Origin of the sequence: uncultured Lacinutrix sp. (assembly GCF_947500325.1) — a bacterium.
GTDB lineage: Bacteria > Bacteroidota > Bacteroidia > Flavobacteriales > Flavobacteriaceae > Lacinutrix.
The window spans coordinates 46,623-71,176 of the sequence record NZ_CANMRQ010000009.1 but is presented as its reverse complement, the minus strand read 5'-3'; the positions used below and the strand labels follow the sequence as shown (position 1 = coordinate 71,176).

The following is a 24,554-nucleotide window of genomic DNA, read 5'->3' as shown; positions in this document are numbered from 1 at the left end:
AGCAGTTCTAAATTTAGAACTGCTTTTTGTTTCCTCTAGAAAGAGATATTAACTAGGATCTTTTAAACATATAATCCTTCTTTTTGGTACTGAAGAGTGCATGCTAACACTATTAACAACTGTTCTAGGTCTAGCAGACAATACAATATCACCGCAATTTTTAGAAGACGATGTAACAATTGAGAAGTTTCCAGCATTTGAAGCTACACCACTAGCAACAATTAAATTTGCAGGATCTGCTACTGTTGTACTTAATGTAAAAGCATCTAAGTATGTTTCTTCAACTTCATAATTTCCAGTAATAATACTTCCTTTTACAAAATGCGAGCAGTCTCCATAATTATCTATATTAAGTGTTAATTTTGGAGAGATATTATCCATTTGAATAACCTTACTATAAGATGTTAAGTCTGAATGTTCAATAGTAACTCTAATTCTATTGTTTGCATATCTTGGTCTAAATCTTGCTACAATATTGAGTGAATTATTTGTAGCGTCTCCATAATAAGTATATTCTTTAGTAACTGGATCTGCATAAGACCAATCAAAAATATCATCTTTTCTAAATGCAGTATCTTCATAATAACTTTCTCCAGTATCTAAATTATCTACTCTTATTTTATAAGATTGTCCATCAAATTTGTTAGTCTCAGCTTCTACTACTACAACTCCAGCAAAAGCGCTATCTAGAGTAACTGGTAATCCTGAATATCTAAAGTGAGCATTTAACATAGAGAATCCCATGTTATTAATATAATCTACATGAATACCACCTATCGCTTTCATTTCTGGACCTACGCCAATCGAAACTTCTTCTGGTTGTAATTGCACATAAGACTCTAAAATATCTCCCCATCTTGGGCATCCCATATCTTCTGGGGCAACGTTCCATGATAAAACTGCTTTTACCTTAAGCACCTGAGGTTGTTGACAGTCTTTTTTAAGACCGTTAAATTTATAAGGTAATACAGCTGAATAAAACAGTCCATCATCTGGCACATCTGGAATATCGTAAACATTTACAGAGGTCGTTCCTGCATGTACCCATTCGCAATTTTCTTCGGTTTGCACCCAGAAAGATACGTACTCTTTACTTCCGTCACTACATAAATCACCACTGTATCCTGAGCTTTTTTTAACTTTAAATGTCCCTACTAAAGCTTCACGATTATAATCTGCTCCAACGCAAACCAATTCTTCATATTCATTATTACATTCTATATTATACAATTGTTCTAAACTTTCTGCTAAACTCCAATTGTTAAGTTCAAATAAATTTGAAATGCTAGCAATATCTGATGAATATGGTGTATTTATTACTTTTTGTAATTCTTTATACCCAAAACGATGTGGCTCAATTTTCTCATTATTATATAGTAATGATAGCTCATTAAAATTTAATGCTTTTGGTGTAATTGTGGTCTTTACTTTATCAAGTTCAAGTTTTTTTTCAGGTTGACCTAAAGTTAATTGGTTTAAAGACAAATTAGGATTTAAAATAGCTGTATTTAGTATGTCGTCTATTTCAAATACTGTAAAATCTGGGATAAAAAATTTGTATGGCTCAATTTGAATTTGAGCATCTTTAGTATCACTCCATACATAAGTCCCTAAAGCTAAATCTGGATCATTAGGTTCTGGTATAGAATTCCATGATAAAACAGCTCTTACAATAGGTAAATTAGGAACAGAGCAATATTTCCTTTTAGAACTTATATCTAATCTAGCAACATAAGTAATAGGTTTTTCATCTTTCTGTACACAATCTTTCTCGGTAGGAATATCATGTACATTTACACCAACTACTCCCATATCTTCCCAACCATTACCATCTTGGTAGTCCATATAAAACCTTACATATTCGTAAGATCCATTTGTACACAATCCACCTAAATAGCCTGTTTCACGTTTAATATTAATGGTAGCAGTTAGTTGTTGTTTAGCCGAATTATAGCCCACACAACCTAAAGACTCGAAAGTGGTATTCAATTTTTGACTAAAAAAGTTCATTTCTGTGTTTAACTTAAGCTTTGATAGCTTTTTTTCTCCTAAAGACAAGTAAGGTTTATACTCCTGTCTCGCAACTATTAGTTGCTTTTCGTTTAATTTTTTCATAATAATTATAGAAATTAAATAGCGTACCTACTCTATTTTGGCTTTTCGGTTTTCGCCAAAGTGAGACTAATAATCAAGTATTCACTCAACCACTTTATAGTCTATTTGTAAAAAGATTAACATCTTAAATGTTAAAATTTTAAAAATGATTTATTTTAGGTAATAATAGAATAAGACTAAAAAAAAAGATAATATTGTAGACTTAACAGTATAAACAACTATGAAAAACCTTTTACTTGTTTTTGTTGGCGGTGGATTTGGTAGTGTATTACGTTATCTTATAGGTAAATATTTAAATAGCACTGAAACTGGAATTCCATATGGCACTTTCGCTGCTAATATTTTAGGCAGTTTTCTAATAGGAATTATATTAGGGTTAGCCTTAAAAAATAATACGCTAACAGAGAACCATACGCTACTTTTAGCTACAGGTTTTTGTGGAGGTTTTACAACCTTTTCTACTTTTGCTTATGAAAATCATGCTTTTCTAAAGACTGGCGATTTTACAAGCTTTGCTATCTATACTATAGCTAGTTTCGCTATAGGTTTTTTAGCTGTTTTTGCAGGCATGCATTTAGTAAAATAAATTAATGCTTGTCGTATTTTTTCACACCTGCTTCTACTCTAACATCTAATGAATTTTCTAAAGGAACAATAGGACAGGAATATTTTGGGTTATAGGCGCAATATGGATTATACGCTTTATTAAAATCTAATTCTATGGTATCTACATTAGGTATTCTTAAATCCATATATCTTCCACCTCCATATGTTTCTTCACCATTTGTAGCATCAGAAAAAGGTAAAAACAAATAATCTTCATATCCTTCAGTCTTCATTAAATCTTCCCCTTGATATACGTTAAGGCTAAAAGTTTCTCCTACTAATTCGAAAGATAAGACGCCATATATACGCTCCATAGAAACTCTATTTGTAGTTGTCTCCATGGGATGAAAATCTGAATCTGGTGTTCTCTTAAGCTTAGCTACAACCACAAAAGTAGAATCAAATTTAAAAAAATCTAACCCATTGAAATTTTTTAAATCTTTAGCTAATAAAGGTGACTTGGTAGCATCTTTATACTCTGCATTTAATTCTTTTTGAAAGTCAGTTTCACCTAATAAAGGCTTTTTCTCTTGCGCACAACTTAATAACGAAACACTAAGACATAATAGACAGAAAATATTTTTCATTTTACTTTTTATTTAATTCAAAAATACAACTAAATCTTGTTAGCTGGCTTAAGGGTTACTTTTAAGTTTTCTGGATACATTGTAAACTCAAATCGCTCTCTTATATCTTCCAATTTAGATTCTAATTTAAAATCAAAATGTTTACACAGTGCAGAAACTAAAACAACCATTTCACTTTTTGCTAGAAACATTCCTGGACAAAAACGAGCGCCGCCACCAAAAGCCCTCATTATATTAGGCGAATGGTTTTTATGCATTGGACATTCACTAACAATCCACCTTTGGGGCTCAAAAGCATTAGCATTAGAGAAGTATTCGTCTTGATTTTGTGCCACTTTATTCTGAAGAATAATACTTGTCCCTTTGGGAAAAGACACATTATTAATAATAACATCTTCATTAGACTCAAGATACAATTGAGGTGTTGTTGGCTTTAAACGCATTGCTTCTTGAACTACTGCATTGGCATATTTTAATGATTCAATGGTCTCATATTTACTTGGTATGTCTAGATTATTATATTCAGTAAAAGCTTCTTCTCTAACTTTATTTACAATTTCTGGATGCTGTGCTAAATAAAAAACAGCCCATGACAATGAGTTTGATGTAGTATCTTCTCCTGCCAATAGCATTGTAAAAATGTTTCCATAAATTTCTTTATCGTTAAATTTCTCTTCATCACTTTCTACTAATAAAGCTTCTAAAAAATTAGTTGGTTGTGCTTTTAATTTAGGATTATCTACTATTCTACTTTTTGCTTCTTCAATAAACTCAAAAATTATTTTCTCTATAGATTTTAAAGAATAATCTAGTGTTTTACCTTTTTCCTTCTTAAAATATCGCCATATTGGTATCGGCGCTGTGATTCTAGAATTAATCATTGGAAAGATAACTTCTAAATGTTTTTGAAAGCCATCAGACTTGTTATTTATAGTATCTAATTTGTGACCAAAAGCTATTTCTGTCGTAATATCTATTGTAAAAGCCATGAATTCTTTTTGAACATCTACAATGCTTTTTTTAGTTGCATATGCTTTAAATTTTTTAAGAATTTCATTGGTCTTGTCTAAAATGATAGGGTAATATGCTTTTACATTTTTCACATTTAAAGCTTCTGCTATTGGCTTTCTATGTCGTTTCCATGACGCTCCTTCGGCATTAAAAACACCATCAACACCCATTTCTTTTAAAATTTCATCAATCTTAGAAAAGCGTTTAAATTGTTCTGGTCTTTGTCTTAGCATTTTATTATTAATATCTGGATTAGCAGATACTACAAATTCCTTTCCTACAAAATGTATTTTAAATAAATCACCAGATTCTTCTACCCAACGTTCAAGCACTTGATGTTTATTATAAGTATTAAATTGTGGCAAATGGCCAAGTAAAAAAGTGCCTTTTGGAGATTTTAAATCTTTTATTGTAATTAGCTTGTCATCATGCATAAACTATATAATAATTGCCTTTTAAAAGGCTTATATTTTAAATTAGTTTTAAAAATATTTACTAATCAAAAATACAACTTAATACTTTTTTGTTTAGCTTTGAACCATCAAAAGATAAAAAAATGTATTTAGTCATTAAAAATTATAAGCAACAATGGACCTCTTGTAGAGATACAGGTTGGGCTTCTTATATTTTATGATGATGTAAATATCAATTAATACAATATTAAAAGTCCAACTTCGTAGTTGGACTTTTTTATTTTAGGTCTATCAACGAATTAAACTTTTAGCAAATGACATAAACCAAAACAACCAAACCAATGAAAACGCTATTTAAAAATTACATGGATTCTTTTAGTGGATTATCAAAAGAAATATGGTGGCTCGCTCTTATTACATTAATTAATAGAGCTGGCACTATGGTTATCCCTTTTTTATCAATTTACTTAACAGAGGATTTAGATATATCTAAATCTAATGTAGGTTGGATTATGACATGTTTTGGTTTAGGTTCTTTAGTTGGAACATGGTTTGGAGGTAAACTTACAGATATAATAGGGTACTATAAAATCATGGTATTTAGTCTTCTTGCTACTGGCTTTCTTTTTATAGGCCTGCAGTATTTAACTACGTTTAAATCACTTTGTATTGGTATATTCTTTACCATGTGTGTTGCAGACATGTTTAGACCTGCATCTTTTGTTGCTATGAGTGCTTATAGTAAACCTGAAAACAAAACACGTAGTGTTACACTAATTCGTTTAGCCATTAATCTAGGTTTCTCTGCTGGACCTGCAGTTGGAGGATTAATAATTACTCATTTAAGTTACGGTGGGTTATTTTGGGTTGATGGTATTACTTGTATTTTAGCAACTTTGGTGTTGTTTAATGTACTAAACCCTAAAACTGCAAAAATTCAAGACGATATAATTGTAAAGAACCCTAAATCTGCATATAGAGATATTCCTTTTCTAATATTTTTTGGAGCAATGGTATTATTTGCAATTGTATTTTTTCAATATTTTTCTGCCATGCCAATTTACTATAGAGAAGCACATGAGTTAAGTGAATTACAAGTTGGTCTACTTTTAGGAGCTAATGGTTTATTTATTTTTCTATTTGAAATGCCACTAATTAAATGGTTAGAAAAAACTAAAAACACAAAAGTTGGACTCATTTTATTTGGAGCTTTTCTAACTGGTTTAAGTTTAATTGTACTAAACATTACTGAATGGTCTGGAATATTGATAATAGGGATGCTACTAATGACTATAGGAGAAATGATTGCCTTTCCTTTTGCAAACGGATTTGCTTTAGATAGAGCAAAACGTGGAAATCAAGGAGAATTTATGGCTATGTACGCTATGGCCTTTTCTGTTGGAAGTATTTTTGGTCATAATGTTGGTCTACAACTAGCTGAAAAATTAGGTTTTGACAACACATGGTATATTATGACAGTTTTAGCCATATTATGTGTGTTATTATTATTTATTTTAAAATTATATATGAAGAAAAAAACCGCATAAATGAATTTAAATCAAGTCACTATAACCACAGAAAACACAAGACCATTAGTGTCTTTTTATAAAAAACTAGGTTTAAAGTTAATTGTAGATGCTTTGCCTCGTTATGCTAGACTAGAATGTCCAGATGGTGAGGCAACTCTATCTATTCATTATACAGATGATGTTTTACTAAAAAACAATACGACACTATATTTTGAAGATGATAATTTAGATATTTTGGTTAAAGAATTACAATTAAAAGGAATTACTTTTATACAACTACCCAAAGATGAATCTTGGCTTTGGCGCGAGGCTAAAGTTCAAGATCCTGATGGTAATATCGTTATATTATTTAAAGCTGGAGAGAATAGAAAAAATCCACCATGGCGTATTAAATAATTATTTTAATATTGAAAATTCTATACTAGAATCACTAAACACAGTATGCGTTTGGTTTTTAAAATCTGCTTCTTTTGCTTTATAAATATTGGGCACAAAAGTTTGCGGATTTAAATCTATTAATGGAAACCATGTGCTTTGTACTTGTATTTGTAATTTATGCCCCGCTTTGATAGTATGAAATACATCTTGTAATTTAATAGTTACATTGGTTTTCTCGTTAGGAGTAAATGGTTCGGGATTCTCAAAACTATTTCTAAAACGACCTCTCATAACTTCGCTACGAACCATCATATGGTAATTACTTAATTTTAAATGGTCTTGCATACCTTCTTCTTGCTCTTCAATATCTGATGGATGTACATCTATAACTTTAACTATCCAATCGGCATCTGTTCCTGTAGTTGCTACTTTTAAATGCGCAAAAATATCTCCAGCTAAAGTTAAATCTTCTTCTAAAGCATCTGTTTCATATACCAATACATCTGGACGTCTTGCAGTAAACCGCTGATCGTCTGTCATATATTTTCTTGGTGTAAAAACCGTTTTAATATCTTCAGAATATGGTACAGGTCTTTTTAAATCACTAATAAATACTTCTTTAGTTATTCCTCTTTTAGACACAGATAATTCCTGATTTTCATTCAAAAACATTTTTTGTTTTACAATAGATTTTGGAGGCCAGGCATCAAAACTACTCCATGTTTTCTTTCCCGAATCAAAAACATAAGCTTCTGGCAATCCAGATTTTCCATTACCTTCGCCTTTTAAAAAGTGATTAAAAAATTTAGTTTCTACATCTTTTTGAAATCTTAAAGAAATAGAGTCTCCAAAAAAGTAATTCCCTACATAGTTTTTTTCTTCAGATTTTGCCCATCGCCCATGATCCCATGGTCCAAACACTATCGTATTATAATTATTAGGGTTATATTTTTCAATTGTTTTATATGTTTCTAAAGGCCCATATAAATCTTCGGCATCAAAAAAACCGCCGACTACCATTGTTGCTACAGACGACTTTATAGTTTTTAAATTCTGAATCAACCCTTTAGGTTTCCATACACTATCGTAATTGGGATGATCTATTATTTCTTTCCAAAATACATCATCAATTTTATCTGATTTAGAAACAGAGTTATCATCCGGTTTTTCATATTGAAAATAACTATTCAAATTACTTAATGGTCCAGCATCTAAAAAGAATTGGTATTGATCTTCTGTTCCTAATTCTGGCAATTTATACCAAGTCGAATCTGTAGGTTTACTTTTTTCTGTTCCAAATAGAGAAACTGCTCTAAAATAGCTCAATAAAAAGGCGCCGTTATGATGAAAATCATCAAAAAAGAAATCACCAATACATGCTTGAGGCGAAGCCGCTTTTAATGCTGGATGAGCATCTATTGTTGAATAGGTTGCGTAAAACCCTGGATAACTAATTCCCCAAGTGCCAACACGACCATTATTATTTTCTACATTATTAACTAACCAGTCAATTGTATCATACGTATCTGAAGATTCATCAATATCTTTTTCATTTTTTTTATTAGGAATATAAGCTCTCATATTGTCATAAACACCTTCGCTCATCCAACGACCGCGAACATCTTGATAGACTATTATATTCCCTTCTTTCATTAAATGACTATTTGGCCCTATTTTTTCTTTAAACTCATTATCACCATAGGGCTTGCAACTGTATGGTGTTCTCATCATTAAAATTGGGTATGCTTTGCTTTTATCTTTTGGAGAATAAATAGTAGTATGCAATTTTATGCCATCACGCATAACTATGTTTACCTCTTGTTTATTATAATGGTCCTGAACATATGTATCAACCTCTTCTATTACAGTTATTTCAGCTTTTTTGCCTTTTTTACATCCAGAAAAAAGTAATAGCATAATTAATAATAATTTATAAAGAAGTTTCATATGGGTAGTTAATAATTTTGATTGTCTAAATTACAAAAACAATTGTCTTATTTATTATTATAAGAATTATTATATCTATATAAAAAAAACAATTACAACCGTTTTTCGCTGTAATTCTTCATTATATTTGAACTAAAATAAAATTATTACATGAGATTATTACTGACAATTTTATTAATAACTGCTAGTTATACATTTGCTTTTGCTCAACATATTAAAATTAATAAAGAGCAACTTTTATTTTTAAAAAATGAAGATTCTATTCAAGTCATTTTTAATTATGAAAAGCAAGAAAGAGGAGGAAAAAGAATTTCTGAAGCTAAGTATATTGATAATAGAAAAAAGAAAATTCAATCTAAAAAAAAGGATACTATTGTTTGGTTAAAAGATTATAAAAACTCCAAACACTTGCTTTGGCCTAAAGCTTATATCTCTAAATTTAATGAAAGACTATCGAAGTATAAATCACCCGAATTAATAATAAATAACACGACTAAAACTAATTATACAATGCAGGTAAATGTGCTTTGGATATATTCTGGTTATGAATTTGCTGGTTCAACTTCTCCTTCTAAAGTAAAATTAGACATACTGCTTATTAATAATAAAACTAAAAAAATTGCGGCTACATTAAATATAGACGAGTCTAGAGCTAACAATAGTGATGATGATAATGACAGTACTTGGCCAAATTTAAGACGTGTAGAAAATGCTTTTGCAAATTCTGGCTATAAACTTGCAATTGCTCTAAAAAGAATATTTGACAAAAATTAATTATGAAACATATAGTATCACTTATAATCGTTATCCTTTTATTTAGTTGTAAAACAGATAAAGAAAAACAAATAGAGACATGGGAAAACAAAATAGAAGAACGCAAGAGTGAAAAAACATTCCCTAAACTAGAACCAAACCGTTATAATGTAGCGTTTTTAATAATGGATGGCACTTTTAATACTGAATTGACTGCCCCTTTCGATATTTTCCAACATACTATTTTTAGAGAGAACATAAAGGCAATGAATGTTTTTACTGTAGCTAATACAGATGCTGCTATTACTTCTTTTGAAGGTATGCGTATTCTACCTGACTATAATTATTTAAAAGATGAATTACCAAAAATTGATATTCTAGTTGTGCCTAGTGCAGAACACCATTTAGATAGTGATCTTAATGATACAGCAATGATTGATTTTGTAAAAAAAATAGATAAAGAAGCACTATTTGTAACATCTCATTGTGATGGTGCTTTTGTACTTGCTAAAGCTGGCTTATTAGATAATTCTGTTTCTACAACATTTCCTAGCGATATAGATTTTATGCGAGAAATGTTCCCCGAATTAGATATTAGAAAAAATGTCTTATTTGTACACGATGGGAAATATATTACTTCTGCTGGTGGTGCAAAAAGCTTTGAAGCTGCTTTATATTTATGCGAACATCTTTACGGAAAAGAAATTACTAAATCTCTTGCAGGCGGATTAGTAATTGATTGGGACATAGAAACAGTAGACCATTTAATTATTAAAAAGTAACTTTTAATTTATTAGGAAACATAAAAAACCTATCTCCTTTTTCTGTATGGCAAAACCGTTTTATAAATAATATCATACATTATATTAACTACAGACTTTACATTCTTCTTTAGCTTTTACTTCTCCTACTAAAACTCCTTTTTCATTTATAGTATAACCACAGCAATCTATAAATCCTTGAGCTACCATTTTTCTAGCTCTCTGTATTTGAGATTTTACAGTTGGAAGACTAATCTTTAACTGCTTAGAAACCTCAGCTTGCTTTAACCCTTTTATATCTGATAGAAAGAGTGGTTCTCTATATTTTTTAGGCAAACCTTTTAGAATACCTCTTAAACATTCTTTTTCTGTATGAATAGTCTCTTCTATTTTAACTTCTGTTTCAAAATCAGCAATTTCAAAAATTTGATTTTTTGTTTTAAAATAATCTATTATAGAATATCTAGCTATAGAAAAGATCCAAGCTTTTATTTTAGATACATCTTTTAGGGTGTCCAGTTTTGTATGGATTTTAATAAAAGTATCTTGCAAAATATCATCTGTAATAGTATTATCTTTTACTTTACTATTGATAAAGCGTTTTAAATCTCCAGAATAACTTTGCCAAACTTGTTTTGTAGTCATAATAAAAAAAGTTAGTTCGAGTAATTAGTAATTACTCGAACTGTTTTTAGTTTAACAATTACAATTAGTACAATTACAATTCTCACATGTACAAGAAGTACATTGTCCTTTGTTACAGTTTTCGCAGTTACAAGTGCATTCTATATTTTTCATAATATCTAAATTTTAAATTCATATAATAGACTTAGAATTTATAAAAAAGATGCATTATTTGCAGTTTATTTTTTTAACCTTTCTTCTTTACATAATTTCAAAGATAAAAAAGGTCTGTGTACTTATTATTTAATTATTACTAAGTACTCTATCGTCAACATCTAAAATTTCAGATGTAATAATCTTAATTGATGACGCTAATTTATGTCTTGGATTTATTAATATATTATTATTAATTGGTAAAATAGCAGAAGGTACTTGCATTGCAAGACTTTTCTCAGATTTTAACCAATTTGTCCCCAAAGATTTTGTGTAAGTGTGTGGTGGATTATCTCTCCAATGTGCATCTAATTTAGATGCTTTTAATATAGGTTTTATTAATTCATCAGGGATTTCAATTTCTAAATAACCATAATCTTCCGGTAAATATTTAAAATCTAAATGTACAAGAATCTCTAAAAGACATAGTGATAGGCTTTCTGAAAAATAAAGCATACTATATCCCTTTTTGTTCCAACGTCCTCCATATAATCGTGCGCCTTCACCACTTAAGTCTTCTAAATACTGCTTTCTAGCAATTCTAAATGCTCTCATAAATTAAGAATAGATACCAAATTCTATTCTACCTAAAACATCTAACACTAGAGACGTACCAAAACTAGTATCTAATAGACTAATAGGTTTACTGTAATTTAAAACGCGAATATCACTATGTAACCAAGATGTAAAATTATCTATACTACCTAATACTTCTATTCCTCGAGAAACAACTTGAGCAATTTCAAGAATTTGCTCTGTGCTATATATATTTAATAAATCACTATCACTTTTACGCTGTATAGTTCTATGCGATATATGAATTAAATCGCTCATTTTCTCCATAGAAACACCCAACAAACTACTTAAAGTTGACACTACAGACTTAGGTAAACCTCTACGCGTAATTTGAATTAAATCAAAATCGCTATTTATAGTTTGATCAAATGTTAAACTCCCACCTAGGACACTAATAATCCTATCGTATTTATTATCTAGATTATAAAATGCTTCAGGTTCATTCACTAAATTTTTAATGTGATGCTCTTGCTTGTGCTGCTTCATAATAGCGTCATTTTTCACAAATATACGTACTTTTGTCGTGAAATCAAATTAACTATTCGTTTTATTTTTATGTTTTACACAAATAAAATACTGTTAATTAATTGTTTATCAATAATCTAATTAATATAGGACAAATCTAATTTCCTACTATATTTTTCATATCATTTTCAAAACTTATATGTCTAAAATCTGGAGAATATTTCAAATCTGGATTAATAAAAAAATCTTCAATCTTATCATCTGTTATTTTCACTCTATTTAATATGTAGTTATATTTTATATCTAAATCCATTATTTCATCTTTAAAATTAGTACTAAAATCATTTTTACAATGACTTATCCTAACATTATTTAGCGCTATAACTTCTTCAAATTCTTCTATAATTAATACATCATCTACAACAACAAAATCCCTAAAACCATATACAACACTATTATTCAGAATTAAATAGCTGTCTTTTTTTAAATTAATAGCTTCTTTTACTAAGCCTTGCTCATTATCTTCAACATTAACTAAAGTTATATTATTAGCTTTTACAATGGTTTTATCTTTTGAAGGGTCAAAATTTTCAATTTTATCATAGGTATCAATTTCAATACTTCTAGAAGTCTTAACCCCTGAAGAATAAGGATTTCTAATAGCTATACTATTATTGATGATAGATTGTGTCCCTTTGGTAAAATCAAAATCATTACCTATTGCTCTATATGAAATTAAATTATTCATTTTTAAATTACCACCAATAAACTCAAAAGAATTATCATTAGAATAACTTACTTGAACATTTTCTATTATTGTTTTATCACCTACTCCAGCAAATGAAATTGCATTTAATTCTTTTGCAGAACTTAATTTCCCTCCTGAATATTCTATTCTTATATACTTTAAAATACCTGATGAACTCTGTATATTGTCTCCTCCATAAGTTGAAAACCTCGATTCTAAATCAAAACCTATACTACTAACACCTCCAAAAGTATTTACTGGAGCGTCTCCTAAAATTATAATTCCTCCCCAATCTCCTGGTTTTCTAGCAGAACGTTTTTTATTAGATGTAAAAACAATTGGGTTTAACGCTGTTCCTTCTGCAATTATTTTTGCTCCTTTTGTTACAACTAATGTTCCATTAGACTCATGATCACCTCTTATAATTGTTCCTGGTTCTATGGTCAAGGTCGCATTATCTGTTACGTAAACTACTCCTTGTAATAAGTATGTATATCTATTTGACAATGTAGTATCATCTGTTATCAAACCTATAATTGATTTGTTCGTTTTTTTATACTCTTGGTCTATAGGCTTAAAATTAGTCCAGTTTTCAAGCCAGTTATCTATTCCCAGTATTCCTGAATCTATCTGAGAATAACCGAAAAAACTTACAAGGACAACGCTAAATAATAAAATACTTTTTTTCATAATTATTAATTTAATTTGTTAGTAGAATAATATTTTAATTTATAGATTAATCTTCTTTTTAAATAGAAGGTTATACTATAATTATTAGATGTTTGATTAAAAATCAACATCTAACAAACACTCTTTGTGCTCTATGTAAATCGAATATAGATTGACATAAAACCTCTTAATTATATTTTCGTAATATATAATTGAGTAAAATAAGAATAGTGTAGATTGAGGGATTCTTATTTTTTAATTACTGTATCGCTTTAGGTATATACTAAAACTATAATTAGTAGCAACTTAACTTTATTTGCTATGTATTATTTAATTACACAAAATCAATTCTGCTTAAAAAGTAGAATTTATATTATGCTTAAATGAAAAAGTAAGAAAATAGCGGAGTTTGGACTTTAATAAGATAGGATTAATCATAATTTAAGGGCTTTTGATTACAATAAATATACGAAATCAATAATTACTTCGGATCTTTTTAAGAAAAAAAATACATTTTTTTATAAACTTATTTAATTCTACATAAAACAAAAACAATTTATATTTTCAATTCATCAAAAATCAATCTAAAAGATTATTAATTAGTCCTAATGTACCCAAAACGCCCCTAGAGATTATTCTTTATATTTACTTTAGCTAAAAAAAGAAATGCCATTAAGTTTAGTAGATATAATATTAGTTATAGGTATGAGTCAAGGTCTCTTTCTTGCTCTGGCAATCCAACTACTTCCTAATAAAAATAAAAAAGCAAATAGAACTTTATCTATTATTTTACTAATTGCATCTTTAACTCTTTTTGTTAGAGCTGTCCCTTTTATTATTACTGGTAATATAAAACTAGGTATCATTGCAGATACTACAATTTATATCTTTGGACCTCTTCTATATAGCTACATAAGACAACTTACTTTTAATGAAAAGCCAGCTTTTAGACTTAATTGGTACCACTATACTCCAATATTCTTAAACATTATTTATTTTATTTGGTCTTTATTTTATAGTGTAACAGAGCTAAATGAACTAATAAAGCTAGGAAAATTAAACATCATGTTTTTTATAGTCGAATTAGGAGGCTTATTGTCTATAGCATTCTACTGGATTCAATCTTTTTTAATTCTTAAAAAGTTTAAACAGATTCAAAAAAACCAGTTATCATTTAATCAAAATATAATACGTTATTTAACTTTTGTATTAAGCGCTTTGGCCTTTTTTCTTATTTTATGGTTGTTGACTTTTGTATGCTTGTATAGTTTTGGTTACTATTCAAATTATATAAACTATACAACAATGTGGCTTTCTGCTCCGGTATTTATATATTTTATTGGTTTTTTTAGCTTAACACAACCTAACATTTTTAGATTACCATTAGAAAATAAATTAGCAGCTAAAAAAACGATTGTAAGATTAAAACCTGAAGAAATAGAACTTTTAAAAAATAGACTTAACGAGCTAATAACTGAAGATAATATACATACAACACCGCATTTAAGTTTGAAATCTTTATCTGAAGCATTAAACACTTCTTCTAATAATTTATCTTGGTTACTTAATCAAGTTTACAAGAAAACATTTTACGAGTATATAAATCACTTTAGAATTGAAGATTTTTTACAAAAAATACAAGAAAACCAGCACCAATCTAAAACATTATTAGCCATAGCTATGGATTCTGGTTTTAACTCTAAATCAACGTTTAATAAAGCTTTTAAAGCTATAATGAACGATACACCTAGTAATTATATAAAACAAAATCTATAACTAAAAGGAACGAACGTATACACACGGTCGATTAACATGTTTTACAAATATATTTTTGGCTTATAATTTTTAAATCCAAAATATCATGTTAAAAACTATTACTTTTTTATTTCTTCAATTATTAATTACAAACATATACGCCCAAACAGTTTCTACTATAATTGAAGGGTCTTTTTCTGATGGTTTAGCCATAGACTCTCAAGGTAATATTTACGGTTCTGATTGGAATGGAAATACAGTATATAAATACGATACTACAGGGAATGTTTCGATTTTTAAAAATGGTTTCTCAAATCCTAATGGAATCGCTGCTAATTCCTTAGATGAAATATACATATGTGACCATACAGCAAATTCAATTTACAAATACGATACTAATGCAAATTTATTGGCAAGCTATACTGCAGGACTAATAACTCCTGCTGGTATAAAACGTATTCCAAATACTGAAGATTTCATAATAGTTGAGTATGGCACTTTTACATCTTCTAGTAAAATAAAAAAATTAGAATCTAACGGTACAATAACTACGCTATATGATGGTGCTCCATTAAATGGACCTGCAGGAATAGCTTTTATAAATAACATACCATACATAGCCAATTTTAATGATAGAAAAATATTTAAGTTTGAAAATAACACACTTACGCTAATTGCCCAATTATCTGCAAATGGACCTTCAAATTCAAATTTTTTAGGTTTTTTAAGTACTATAGGAAATCAACTTATTGCCACTCAAATTGGAGAAAATAAAATATATACTATAAACCCTAATAATGGAACGATAACATTATATGCAGGATCTATAATTGGAGATAGTGATGGAAATATTAATGATGCAACTTTTAGTGCTCCAAATGGTATTCTTGGTGATGATATAAATAATAAAATCTATATTTCTGATGCCACCACTAAAAACCTAAGAATTATTGATAATGCCTTTTTAAGTGTTGACGAATTTGAAAATACTATATCTAATATAAAGCTATTTCCAAATCCAACCGCAGATAGTTTACATATTAAAATTGATACATTAAAAGAAAAAAAAGTATCCATTAGTATTATTGACATTAATGGAAAAGAAGTTTTTAATAAAAACTTCTATACTGAAAACTCAACATTCAATACCAAAATAAACACTAAAAACTATCCTTCGGGACTATATACTGTTTTAATTACTAGTAATAAACAACGTGTTTCAAAAAAAATTCTTTTTTAAACAGAAGCTAAAAAGGAAACTATCTTATATAAATAAGCGAGAGCATCCATATAGATGCTCTCGCTTTTATTAACAAAAATTAAACTATTTTAAATATATAGTTTTCGATGAAATAGATTGTTAATCTATTTAAATTTTCATTTTACATGTTTCTTCGATATTGACCTCCAACCTCAAATAAAGAGCTTGTAATTTCTCCTAAAGAACAGACCTTACAAACTTCCATTAATTCTTCAAATATATTTTCATTATTGATTGCTTTTTTCTGAAGCATTTTTAACAACGCTTTTGTGTCATTAGCTTTATGTAAATTCTCTAACGTTTTTATTTGAAATTGTTTTTCTTCTTCAGTAGCTCTAATCACCTCTGCTGGTACTACAGTTGGAGAACCTTTAGAACTTAAGAATGTATTTACACCAATTATTGGAAATTTACCATTGTGTTTTAATGTCTCATAGTATAAACTTTCTTCTTGAATTTTACTACGTTGATACATAGTTTCCATGGCTCCTAAAACACCGCCTCGTTCTGTTATTCTATCAAATTCCTGAAGTACAGCTTCTTCAACTAAATCGGTTAGCTCTTCAATAATAAAAGAGCCTTGAATTGGATTCTCATTTTTAGCTAATCCTAATTCTTTATTTATAATTAACTGTATTGCCATTGCACGACGAACAGATTCTTCTGTTGGCGTGGTAATAGCTTCATCATATGCATTTGTATGCAATGAATTACAATTATCGTAAATAGCATATAATGCTTGTAATGTAGTACGAATGTCGTTGAAATCTATTTCTTGAGCATGTAAACTACGTCCTGAAGTTTGAATATGATACTTTAACATTTGCGCACGAGCATTAGCTCCATATTTATGCTTTAATGCTTTAGACCATATTTTACGAGCAACACGACCAATAACAGAATATTCTGGATCAATTCCATTTGAAAAAAAGAACGATAAGTTTGGACCAAACTTATTAATATCCATGCCTCGAGATAAGTAATATTCTACATAAGTAAATCCATTAGATAATGTTAGAGCCAATTGCGTAATTGGATTTGCTCCAGCTTCTGCAATATGATATCCAGAAATAGATACCGAATAGAAGTTACGTACATTGTTTTCAATAAAATACTCCTGAACATCACCCATTAAACGTAATGCAAATTCTGTAGAAAAAATACATGTATTTTGAGCCTGATCTTCTTTTAATATATCTGCTTGAACTGTTCCTCTTACCTGAGCTATGGTATTCTTTTTTATTTCTGCATAAATATCTGCTGGTAACACTTGATCACCAGTTACACCTAATAAAAATAAACCTAATCCATTATTACCTTCTGGTAATTCTCCATTATAACTAGGTCTTTCTTTTCCTTTATATAGTTTAGCAATTTTTGCTTCTACTTCTTTTTCTAATCCATTTTCTTTTATGTAAAACTCACACTGCTGATCAATTGCAGCATTCATAAAGAAACCTAACAACATTGGAGCCGGACCATTAATGGTCATACTTACCGAAGTCATAACATTTGCTAAATCAAAACCAGAGTATAATTTTTTAGCATCATCCAAACAACAAATGCTAACACCTGCATTTCCAATTTTCCCATAAATATCTGGGCGTAAATCTGGATCGTTACCATAAAGCGTTACACTATCAAAAGCCGTAGATAAACGTTTAGCTGGTAAACCTGCACTTACATAATGAAAACGTCTATTAGTACGTTCTGGTCCGCCTTCTCCAGCAAACATACGTGCTGGATCTTCACCTGTTCTTTTAAAAGGATATAATCCAGATGTATAAGGAAATTCACCAGGAACATTCTCTTGTAAACACCATCTTAAAATATCTCCCCAAGCTTGATACTTTGGCAAAGCAACTTTTGCTATTTGCAAATGAGATAACGACTCTGTATGCGTTTCTATTTTTATTTCTTTATCTCTTACCTTAAAAGTATATATAGGATTTTTATATTTATTTACTTTTTCGTCCCAACCAATAATAACTTCCCAATTGTAAGGATTTAAATTTAATTTTACGCGATCAAATTCTGATATCAATAATCTAACAAAATCTTTATTTTCTTCGTTAGTTTCAATCGATTCTAAATCTATACCAGATTTATCTAATTTAGGAGTAGTTTCAATTACCGACTCTATAGTTTTATAAATACCATATAATTTTTGAGCAACTTCAACTTGAGTATTTGCTGTTTTATCGTATGCGCGATTATTTTCTGCAATTTCAGATAGATAACGTGTTCTATTTGGTGGAATTACAAAAATCTTTTCACTCATCTCTTCAGATATTTCAAAAGAAGATTTTAAATCACTATCTGTCTTTTCAACAAGTTTATCCATTATCGCTTTATAAAGCGTATTCATTCCTGGATCATTAAATTGAGATGCTATTGTACCGTAAACTGGTAATTTATCTTGCGGCGTATCCCATAAATTATTATTACGCATGTATTGTTTTTTCACATCGCGTAAAGCATCTAAAGAACCTCTTTTATCAAATTTGTTAATCGCTACTAGATCTGCAAAATCAAGCATATCAATTTTTTCTAATTGAGTTGCCGCTCCAAATTCAGGCGTCATAACATACAAAGCAACATCACTGTGCTCCATAATTTCTGTATCACTTTGTCCAATACCAGAAGTTTCTAAAATAATTATATCGTATTCAGCCGCTTTTAAAACTTCTACAGCCTCATTAACGTATTTTGATAATGCTAAATTAGACTGACGTGTAGCTAAACTACGCATATAAACTCTTGGCGAGTTAATAGCATTCATTCTAATTCTATCTCCTAATAAAGCACCTCCAGTTTTTCGTTTTGACGGATCTACAGACACCAAACCAATCGTTTTTTCTGGAAAATCTATTAAAAAACGACGAACCAACTCATCAACTAATGACGATTTCCCTGCTCCACCGGTACCGGTTATTCCTAAAACTGGTGTTTTAGATTTTTTATTTTTAGCATGAATTTTATCTAAAGCTTGCTTAGCTACTTCAGGAAAATTTTCTGCTGAAGATATGACACGAGCAATTGCTTTAGGGTTTTTCTTAGATAGAATTTCTACTTCTCCATTTAATGAATCACCAATTGCAAAATCTGATTTTTCAACTAAATCGTTAATCATACCTTGTAATCCCATTTCACGACCATCATCTGGTGAGTAAATTCGTGAAATTCCATAATCCATTAAATCTTTAATCTCTGATGGTAAAATAACGCCGCCGCCGCCGCCAAAAATTTTAATATGTCCAGCTCCTCTCTCTTTTAAAAGATCGTACATATATTTAAAATACTCATTATGCCCTCCTTGATATGATGTTAAACAAATAGCATTAGCGTCTTCTTGAATAGCAGTATTTACAACTTCATCTACACTTCTATCATGTCCTAAATGGATAACCTCAACACCTGTAGACTGTATAATACGTCTCATAATATTTATGGATGCATCATGGCCATCAAATAAGGCCGCAGCAGTTACTATTCTAACTTTATGTTTTGGTTTGTATGGTGTTGTTTGTATCATTCGGAAAAAATAATCTGTTTTAGGCATGCAATTTACGGAATATTCAAAAAAATAGCGCTTAAATCTGGAATTATCTAAAAGTTTTAACTCATAAAAAACCACTTCTTTTTTAAAGTAATTTAGTATCAACTAGATTCTAACTAAAATGAAAAAGATTACTATACTTATAAATTGTAAAGATCAATCTGGAATTATAGCTAATGTTACTAACTTCATAGCTAATAATAATGGAAATATAGTCTACATTGATCAACATGTAGATAGAGAACAAAATATATTCTTTATGAGGCTAGAAAGTGAATTCTACTCTTTTTCTATGAAAACATTTAAGGCCAATTTCAAATCGGTTTTAGCAGAAAAATTTGATATGAAATGGCGAATTTATGATGCGGAAAACAAACCCAAAATGGCTCTTTTTGTTTCAAAATACGATCATTGTTTATATGATATTCTAGGACGTTATAGCTCTGGTGAACTACATGTTAATATTCCTTTTATTGTTAGTAATCATAATGATTTAAAATCAATTGCAGACAATTTTAACATTCCATTTTACCATATACCCGTTACCAGAGAAACTAAAACTGCAGCTGAAAATGCCCAATTAAAACTATTAAAAGAACATCAAATCGATTTTATTGTTTTAGCTAGGTATATGCAAATAATATCTGGAAATTTAATTGAAGAATATCCTAACAAAATTATAAATATTCATCATTCTTTTTTACCAGCTTTTGTAGGTGCTAAACCTTATCATTCAGCTTTTAAACGAGGTGTTAAGATTATTGGAGCAACAAGCCATTACGTAACAGAAGAACTCGATGCAGGTCCAATTATTGAACAGGATGTAGCAAGAGTATCTCACACACATGCTATACCCGATTTAATAGCTAAAGGTCGTGATTTAGAAAAAATAGTATTATCTACAGCTATTAAGCACCATATTAATAGAAAAGTAATGGTTTATAATAATAAAACTGTGATTTTCTCATAAGGGAAAATTCATTCCTTTTTTTGCAAACCTGAAACCTAGTTTTTGAATACTATCTTTTAACCTGTGCTTTTTTAAAAGAGCTGGGTTTGAATGGTTAAAATGAATAAAAACAATCTTACTTTTAAGATTTTTAGATTCTTTATCAAATAGTGCAACTGTTTCTTCAATAAAAGGATGTGGTACTTCGCTCATTGGCCTTGGTATTTCACCTTCTTTAAAAAAAGTTGCATCTAAAAAGGCATAATCTACTTTCTTCACCTCTTCCACTATGTTTTTTTTCCACAATTTCCATTTATTAATATCAGGAATAAATAAAGCCGATTTACTTTCTCCTTGAATTTTATAACCTACAGTTTCTGAAAACTCATCACGATGTGGCACCAAAAAAGGAGTAACCTTAAGTTTTGAACTAAGGTGTACAGTAGAGTCTGATTTTAAAGTATGTATTTTAATATTTTTTAAAGTTACCAATTGACTCCAAGGCCCATTTTGTTTTAAAAAAGATTCCATTTTTGGCATTGTATATATAGGTATTCCAGTTCCTCCTAAAGCTTCTCTACCAAAATGCATTAGACCAGTATAGTGACCAATATGCGCGTGTGTTAAAAAAACACCATCTATTATTCTACCATTATCTATATGATTTGATTTTAATAACTGCGTTTGCTCAATAATATCAGGAGTAGCATCAAACAAATACTTCTTATTAATGTTTTTATCCACTAAACCCAAGCAAGACACTAATTTCTTATCTTCCTTTCCATTGTAATAATTAATACAACACGATTTATTACAATCTATTTGCGGATAACCTGCATCTTGAGCGACTCCCAAAACGGTAAGATACTGTGTATTAAATTCGGCTTTATTATGTTCTTTATTTAGACAACTAAAAAATATAACAAAAGAAAACAGGCATGATAATTGACTTAATTTCATCTGTAAAATATATATTTGTTAAATATAAAAAATCTTGATTATGACACGTAAATTAATAGCTTTCATTTTAATTTTAAATTTCACAGCTTGTGCAGAGTTACAAGATGTTGTTAACCAATTACCTCAAGGTACTGGAGGTGGTATTTCTCAAATAGATATTGGAAATGGTTTACGAGAAGCATTAGATTTAGGGATAGACAAACAAGTAAGCAAACTTACTCAGAAAGATGGTTTTTTCAGAAATGAACTAGTAAAAATATTATTACCTGAAGAATTAAAAAAAGTAGATAAAGGTTTACGTGATATTGGACTAGGAAGTTTAGCAGACGATGGATTAAAAGTACTAAATCGCGCAGCAGAAGATGCCGTTGGGGAAGCAACACCAATATTTATTGATGCTGTAAAAGGTATTACTTTTAATGACGCTAAAACAATTCTATTAGGCAACAAAGATGCTGCAACGCAATATTTAAGTGGAAGAACCAAAACAGCTTTATATGGTAAATTTAATCCTGTGATTAAAAATAGTTTTGCTAAGGTTGGTGCAGATCAAATTTGGACAAATTTAATTAATAAGTACAATGCCATTCCATTTACTAAAAAAGTAAATCCAGATTTAACAGACTATGTTACTAATGAAGCTCTAAAAGGTGTCTATAAAATGATAGCTGTTGAAGAACTAGAAATACGTAATAAAGTATCTTCTAGAACTACTAGTCTTTTACAAAAGGTTTTTGCCTTACAAGATTAAGTATTACAACATAAAAAAAAGCCGCTTATGTAAATATTTACATAAGCGGCTTTTTTATTATAAATTAATTTTATTTTTTCTTTTTATACAAACCATCAAAAGCTATAACAACTTCAGTTTTATTCGTAATAGTTTCCCATAATTGGCGAACCGTACCATCTTTATTTAATGTCCAAGTCACACGATGAATAAATGGTTTATCATCTTTATTCTTAGACATATCTGTTTGAAGAATCATTTGATTGCCTACTCTTTCGCCTTTTAAATGTAAGCTACCGCCTTGATTATCTATCCAAAGTTGCTCCCATTGTTTCGTTTGTTTATTATAAAAATTAGAGCTTGTACCTGTATAATTTCCTTTACTACTTGTCCAGTTTTCACGTAAAATACAATTATCTTGAATTTTATCTATAACATTAATCCCAGCAGCAGTTCCATCTGGGTTAGTAACAGTCCATGTCCCAATCCAAAAATCAAATTCGCTATTTTTTTCTGTACAGCATTTACATTTATTTTGAGCCATAATAGTTAAAGAAAATAAACAGATAGTAAAAAAAATAAAAGTACGTTTCATGACTATTTTATTTTAGGATATTTATAAAAATAATATTTTAAATTAATACAACGCTAATATTAAGATAACATTAATAAGCTACTTTCTTCTTAGTTTTGTACCTCAAGTAGTTTTCTTCATATTACTTGAGTTAGTTAGTTTAGATATAAAAAACCAACCTTAAGTTAAGGTTGGTTTTTATCTTTCTTTTTTAACTTTAATAAGTTACATGTAACTATTGATTAATTAGGTTAAATACCATATAATTACACTATAAAAACAACTCCTTCGGTTAAAACAAAATAAATATTTTTTAATATTAACAAAAAACAATCAATTATAAGTTGCTAATTATCAATTATTAACGTATCTTAATAGGACTAAAACCGACAGTTAGATGAACCGTAAGGACGTTTTAAAATCTCATCAGCAAAAATTAAATAGGCGCTACAAACAACTTGTTGAGCAAGCTTATAATTTAAGACAGACAGATCATGCTCTTAGTGATGACTCTGAATTTAAAGCGTTAAAATTACTTAATAAATTAAATCAGTTGAAATTTCTAGCTAGAGAGAACTCAAAGCCTGTTTCTTAATAATTTAAAATAATCAAACGCTTTTATAAGCCTAGATCCATACCAAGAAAACATTTCCCCATCAACAAATATTGTTTTAGCATGATGAGAAACACGACCAATTTCGAACGCATGTTCATCTTTAAATGGATAAGGCTCGCTTGATAGTAATACAATTTCTGGATCTCCTTCTTTTTGAATATTTTCAATATTTACTTCTGGATAGCGTTCTTTGTTTTGATAAATATTTTCAAATTTATTAAGTACTAATAAATAATTTATAAAAGTATTATTTCCTGCAACCATCCATGGTTTTCTCCAAATAAAATAAGCAACTTTTAATATAGCTTTATCTTCGATATACTCTTGAAAGTCCTTTAAATTATACTTTATCTTATCAGATATTTTTAGAGCATTTGTTCTTTTATTAAAAATTTCTCCATATTGATAGATGAGCTCTAAACAATCTTTTATTGTATATATATCTGAAATATGCGTTGCACAAATTAGTTCACAGGCCTCTACAATTTCCTTAGTATTTTCTTCTTTATTACAAAGAATAATGTCTGGATGTAGTGCTTTTATTCTTTCAATTTTAATGCTTTTTGTACCTCCAACAACTTGCTTTGTACTTTTAAAATGAAAGGGATGTACACAAAACTTAGTAATACCAACAATAGAATCTTCTAGCCCTAAATCATATAACAACTCTGTTTGGGACGGCACTAAAGAAATTATTCTTTTAGGTACTCCTTTTAGTTTTAAGCGTCTATCTAATTGGTCCTTAATTTCCATTA

22 protein-coding genes are annotated in these 24,554 nt (G+C 29.3%); 10 read left to right on the top strand and 12 right to left on the bottom strand.

Going from position 1 to position 24,554, the window contains the following annotated elements:
• Positions 1-48 precede the first annotated feature (48 nt).
• A complete protein-coding gene (locus tag Q0997_RS12320; protein ID WP_299889288.1) occupies positions 49-2,115 on the bottom strand; it encodes a hypothetical protein in 2,067 nt (688 codons plus the stop codon).
• A gap of 220 nt (positions 2,116-2,335) precedes the next feature.
• On the opposite strand from Q0997_RS12320, the gene crcB reads away from it, so the two are divergent.
• Positions 2,336-2,701: a fluoride efflux transporter CrcB gene (crcB, locus tag Q0997_RS12315; protein ID WP_299889286.1), complete on the top strand. Its 366-nt coding sequence runs from the start codon at positions 2,336-2,338 to the stop codon at positions 2,699-2,701.
• A 1-nt stretch (position 2,702) separates the two neighbouring features.
• Here the strand turns inward: crcB and Q0997_RS12310 are convergent, their stop codons facing one another.
• Positions 2,703-3,308 carry a DUF1684 domain-containing protein gene (locus Q0997_RS12310; RefSeq protein WP_299889284.1) on the bottom strand — a complete coding sequence of 202 codons (606 nt, stop codon included), beginning with the start codon at positions 3,306-3,308 and terminating at the stop codon, positions 2,703-2,705.
• Positions 3,309-3,337: 29 nt separating this feature from the next.
• On the bottom strand, positions 3,338-4,753 hold the full coding sequence (locus tag Q0997_RS12305) for a cytochrome P450 (protein ID WP_299889282.1): 1,416 nt from the start codon (positions 4,751-4,753) through the stop codon (positions 3,338-3,340).
• Positions 4,754-5,073: 320 nt separating this feature from the next.
• Between Q0997_RS12305 and Q0997_RS12300 the strand changes: the two genes are divergently transcribed.
• Both Q0997_RS12300 and Q0997_RS12295 read left to right on the top strand, forming a co-directional pair.
• Positions 5,074-6,279 (top strand): MFS transporter, encoded by a 1,206-nt coding sequence (locus Q0997_RS12300; protein WP_299889280.1) that lies wholly within the window; start codon positions 5,074-5,076, stop codon positions 6,277-6,279.
• Positions 6,280-6,657, top strand: a complete 378-nt coding sequence (locus Q0997_RS12295) for a VOC family protein (protein ID WP_299889278.1) — start codon at positions 6,280-6,282, stop codon at positions 6,655-6,657.
• Here Q0997_RS12295 and Q0997_RS12290 read toward each other — a convergent pair whose 3' ends face one another.
• Entirely contained in the window at positions 6,658-8,586 is a 1,929-nt protein-coding gene (locus tag Q0997_RS12290) for a CocE/NonD family hydrolase (protein WP_299889276.1), read from the bottom strand.
• 150 nt (positions 8,587-8,736) lie between these two features.
• Between Q0997_RS12290 and Q0997_RS12285 the strand changes: the two genes are divergently transcribed.
• Positions 8,737-9,360, top strand: a complete 624-nt coding sequence (locus Q0997_RS12285; RefSeq protein WP_299889274.1) for a hypothetical protein — start codon at positions 8,737-8,739, stop codon at positions 9,358-9,360.
• Positions 9,361-9,362: 2 nt separating this feature from the next.
• Positions 9,363-10,121 carry a DJ-1/PfpI family protein gene (locus tag Q0997_RS12280; protein WP_299889272.1) on the top strand — a complete coding sequence of 253 codons (759 nt, stop codon included), beginning with the start codon at positions 9,363-9,365 and terminating at the stop codon, positions 10,119-10,121.
• Positions 10,122-10,205: 84 nt separating this feature from the next.
• Here Q0997_RS12280 and Q0997_RS12275 read toward each other — a convergent pair whose 3' ends face one another.
• From Q0997_RS12275 to Q0997_RS12260, 4 genes are all read right to left on the bottom strand, one after another.
• Entirely contained in the window at positions 10,206-10,745 is a 540-nt protein-coding gene (locus Q0997_RS12275) for a sigma-70 family RNA polymerase sigma factor (RefSeq protein WP_299889270.1), read from the bottom strand.
• Positions 10,746-11,027: 282 nt separating this feature from the next.
• Positions 11,028-11,492 (bottom strand): RES family NAD+ phosphorylase, encoded by a 465-nt coding sequence (locus tag Q0997_RS12270; protein ID WP_299889268.1) that lies wholly within the window; start codon positions 11,490-11,492, stop codon positions 11,028-11,030.
• Between the two features lie 3 nt (positions 11,493-11,495).
• A complete protein-coding gene (locus Q0997_RS12265; protein ID WP_299889266.1) occupies positions 11,496-11,999 on the bottom strand; it encodes an antitoxin Xre-like helix-turn-helix domain-containing protein in 504 nt (167 codons plus the stop codon).
• A 136-nt stretch (positions 12,000-12,135) separates the two neighbouring features.
• Positions 12,136-13,416, bottom strand: coding sequence for a hypothetical protein (locus Q0997_RS12260; RefSeq protein WP_299889264.1), 1,281 nt, complete (start codon positions 13,414-13,416; stop codon positions 12,136-12,138).
• Between the two features lie 645 nt (positions 13,417-14,061).
• On the opposite strand from Q0997_RS12260, the gene Q0997_RS12255 reads away from it, so the two are divergent.
• Positions 14,062-15,171, top strand: a complete 1,110-nt coding sequence (locus Q0997_RS12255) for an AraC family transcriptional regulator (protein WP_299889262.1) — start codon at positions 14,062-14,064, stop codon at positions 15,169-15,171.
• 85 nt (positions 15,172-15,256) lie between these two features.
• Positions 15,257-16,390: a T9SS type A sorting domain-containing protein gene (locus Q0997_RS12250; protein ID WP_299889260.1), complete on the top strand. Its 1,134-nt coding sequence runs from the start codon at positions 15,257-15,259 to the stop codon at positions 16,388-16,390.
• A gap of 142 nt (positions 16,391-16,532) precedes the next feature.
• Here Q0997_RS12250 and Q0997_RS12245 read toward each other — a convergent pair whose 3' ends face one another.
• Positions 16,533-19,946 carry a methylmalonyl-CoA mutase family protein gene (locus Q0997_RS12245; RefSeq protein ID WP_299889258.1) on the bottom strand — a complete coding sequence of 1,138 codons (3,414 nt, stop codon included), beginning with the start codon at positions 19,944-19,946 and terminating at the stop codon, positions 16,533-16,535.
• Between the two features lie 145 nt (positions 19,947-20,091).
• On the opposite strand from Q0997_RS12245, the gene purU reads away from it, so the two are divergent.
• Entirely contained in the window at positions 20,092-20,940 is an 849-nt protein-coding gene (gene purU / locus Q0997_RS12240; protein WP_299889256.1) for a formyltetrahydrofolate deformylase, read from the top strand.
• On the opposite strand, the gene Q0997_RS12235 is transcribed toward purU, so the two are convergent.
• Positions 20,935-21,879, bottom strand: coding sequence for an MBL fold metallo-hydrolase (locus Q0997_RS12235; protein WP_299889254.1), 945 nt, complete (start codon positions 21,877-21,879; stop codon positions 20,935-20,937). The two genes, purU and Q0997_RS12235, sit on opposite strands and share 6 nt — an antisense overlap.
• A gap of 40 nt (positions 21,880-21,919) precedes the next feature.
• Between Q0997_RS12235 and Q0997_RS12230 the strand changes: the two genes are divergently transcribed.
• Positions 21,920-22,630, top strand: a complete 711-nt coding sequence (locus Q0997_RS12230) for a DUF4197 domain-containing protein (protein ID WP_299889253.1) — start codon at positions 21,920-21,922, stop codon at positions 22,628-22,630.
• Between the two features lie 70 nt (positions 22,631-22,700).
• Here the strand turns inward: Q0997_RS12230 and Q0997_RS12225 are convergent, their stop codons facing one another.
• Complete coding sequence (locus Q0997_RS12225; protein ID WP_299889251.1) at positions 22,701-23,204, bottom strand: hypothetical protein; 504 nt, start codon at positions 23,202-23,204, stop codon at positions 22,701-22,703.
• Positions 23,205-23,580: 376 nt separating this feature from the next.
• Here Q0997_RS12225 and Q0997_RS12220 point away from each other — a divergent pair, with 376 nt between their 5' ends.
• Positions 23,581-23,778, top strand: coding sequence for a Lacal_2735 family protein (locus tag Q0997_RS12220; RefSeq protein WP_299889249.1), 198 nt, complete (start codon positions 23,581-23,583; stop codon positions 23,776-23,778).
• On the opposite strand, the gene Q0997_RS12215 is transcribed toward Q0997_RS12220, so the two are convergent.
• Entirely contained in the window at positions 23,761-24,552 is a 792-nt protein-coding gene (locus tag Q0997_RS12215; protein WP_299889247.1) for an ABC transporter substrate-binding protein, read from the bottom strand. The two genes, Q0997_RS12220 and Q0997_RS12215, sit on opposite strands and share 18 nt — an antisense overlap.
• Positions 24,553-24,554: the final 2 nt, after the last annotated feature.

Bases quoted from the DNA above. Each gene is read 5' to 3' on its own strand.
- Q0997_RS12235 (WP_299889254.1), bottom strand. From the start codon at position 21,879: ATGAAATTAAGTCAATTATCATGCCTGTTTTCTTTTGTTATATTTTTT.
- Q0997_RS12300 (WP_299889280.1), top strand. From the start codon at position 5,074: ATGAAAACGCTATTTAAAAATTACATGGATTCTTTTAGTGGATTATCA.
- Q0997_RS12230 (WP_299889253.1), top strand. From the start codon at position 21,920: ATGACACGTAAATTAATAGCTTTCATTTTAATTTTAAATTTCACAGCT.
- Q0997_RS12270 (WP_299889268.1), bottom strand. From the start codon at position 11,492: ATGAGAGCATTTAGAATTGCTAGAAAGCAGTATTTAGAAGACTTAAGT.
- Q0997_RS12310 (WP_299889284.1), bottom strand. From the start codon at position 3,308: ATGAAAAATATTTTCTGTCTATTATGTCTTAGTGTTTCGTTATTAAGT.
- Q0997_RS12225 (WP_299889251.1), bottom strand. From the start codon at position 23,204: ATGAAACGTACTTTTATTTTTTTTACTATCTGTTTATTTTCTTTAACT.
- crcB (WP_299889286.1), top strand. From the start codon at position 2,336: ATGAAAAACCTTTTACTTGTTTTTGTTGGCGGTGGATTTGGTAGTGTA.
- Q0997_RS12290 (WP_299889276.1), bottom strand. From the start codon at position 8,586: ATGAAACTTCTTTATAAATTATTATTAATTATGCTATTACTTTTTTCT.
- Q0997_RS12280 (WP_299889272.1), top strand. From the start codon at position 9,363: ATGAAACATATAGTATCACTTATAATCGTTATCCTTTTATTTAGTTGT.
- Q0997_RS12275 (WP_299889270.1), bottom strand. From the start codon at position 10,745: ATGACTACAAAACAAGTTTGGCAAAGTTATTCTGGAGATTTAAAACGC.
- Q0997_RS12265 (WP_299889266.1), bottom strand. From the start codon at position 11,999: ATGAAGCAGCACAAGCAAGAGCATCACATTAAAAATTTAGTGAATGAA.
- Q0997_RS12250 (WP_299889260.1), top strand. From the start codon at position 15,257: ATGTTAAAAACTATTACTTTTTTATTTCTTCAATTATTAATTACAAAC.
- purU (WP_299889256.1), top strand. From the start codon at position 20,092: ATGAAAAAGATTACTATACTTATAAATTGTAAAGATCAATCTGGAATT.
- Q0997_RS12260 (WP_299889264.1), bottom strand. From the start codon at position 13,416: ATGAAAAAAAGTATTTTATTATTTAGCGTTGTCCTTGTAAGTTTTTTC.
- Q0997_RS12285 (WP_299889274.1), top strand. From the start codon at position 8,737: ATGAGATTATTACTGACAATTTTATTAATAACTGCTAGTTATACATTT.
- Q0997_RS12255 (WP_299889262.1), top strand. From the start codon at position 14,062: ATGCCATTAAGTTTAGTAGATATAATATTAGTTATAGGTATGAGTCAA.
- Q0997_RS12295 (WP_299889278.1), top strand. From the start codon at position 6,280: ATGAATTTAAATCAAGTCACTATAACCACAGAAAACACAAGACCATTA.
- Q0997_RS12220 (WP_299889249.1), top strand. From the start codon at position 23,581: ATGAACCGTAAGGACGTTTTAAAATCTCATCAGCAAAAATTAAATAGG.
- Q0997_RS12305 (WP_299889282.1), bottom strand. From the start codon at position 4,753: ATGCATGATGACAAGCTAATTACAATAAAAGATTTAAAATCTCCAAAA.
- Q0997_RS12215 (WP_299889247.1), bottom strand. From the start codon at position 24,552: ATGGAAATTAAGGACCAATTAGATAGACGCTTAAAACTAAAAGGAGTA.
- Q0997_RS12245 (WP_299889258.1), bottom strand. From the start codon at position 19,946: ATGATACAAACAACACCATACAAACCAAAACATAAAGTTAGAATAGTA.
- Q0997_RS12320 (WP_299889288.1), bottom strand. From the start codon at position 2,115: ATGAAAAAATTAAACGAAAAGCAACTAATAGTTGCGAGACAGGAGTAT.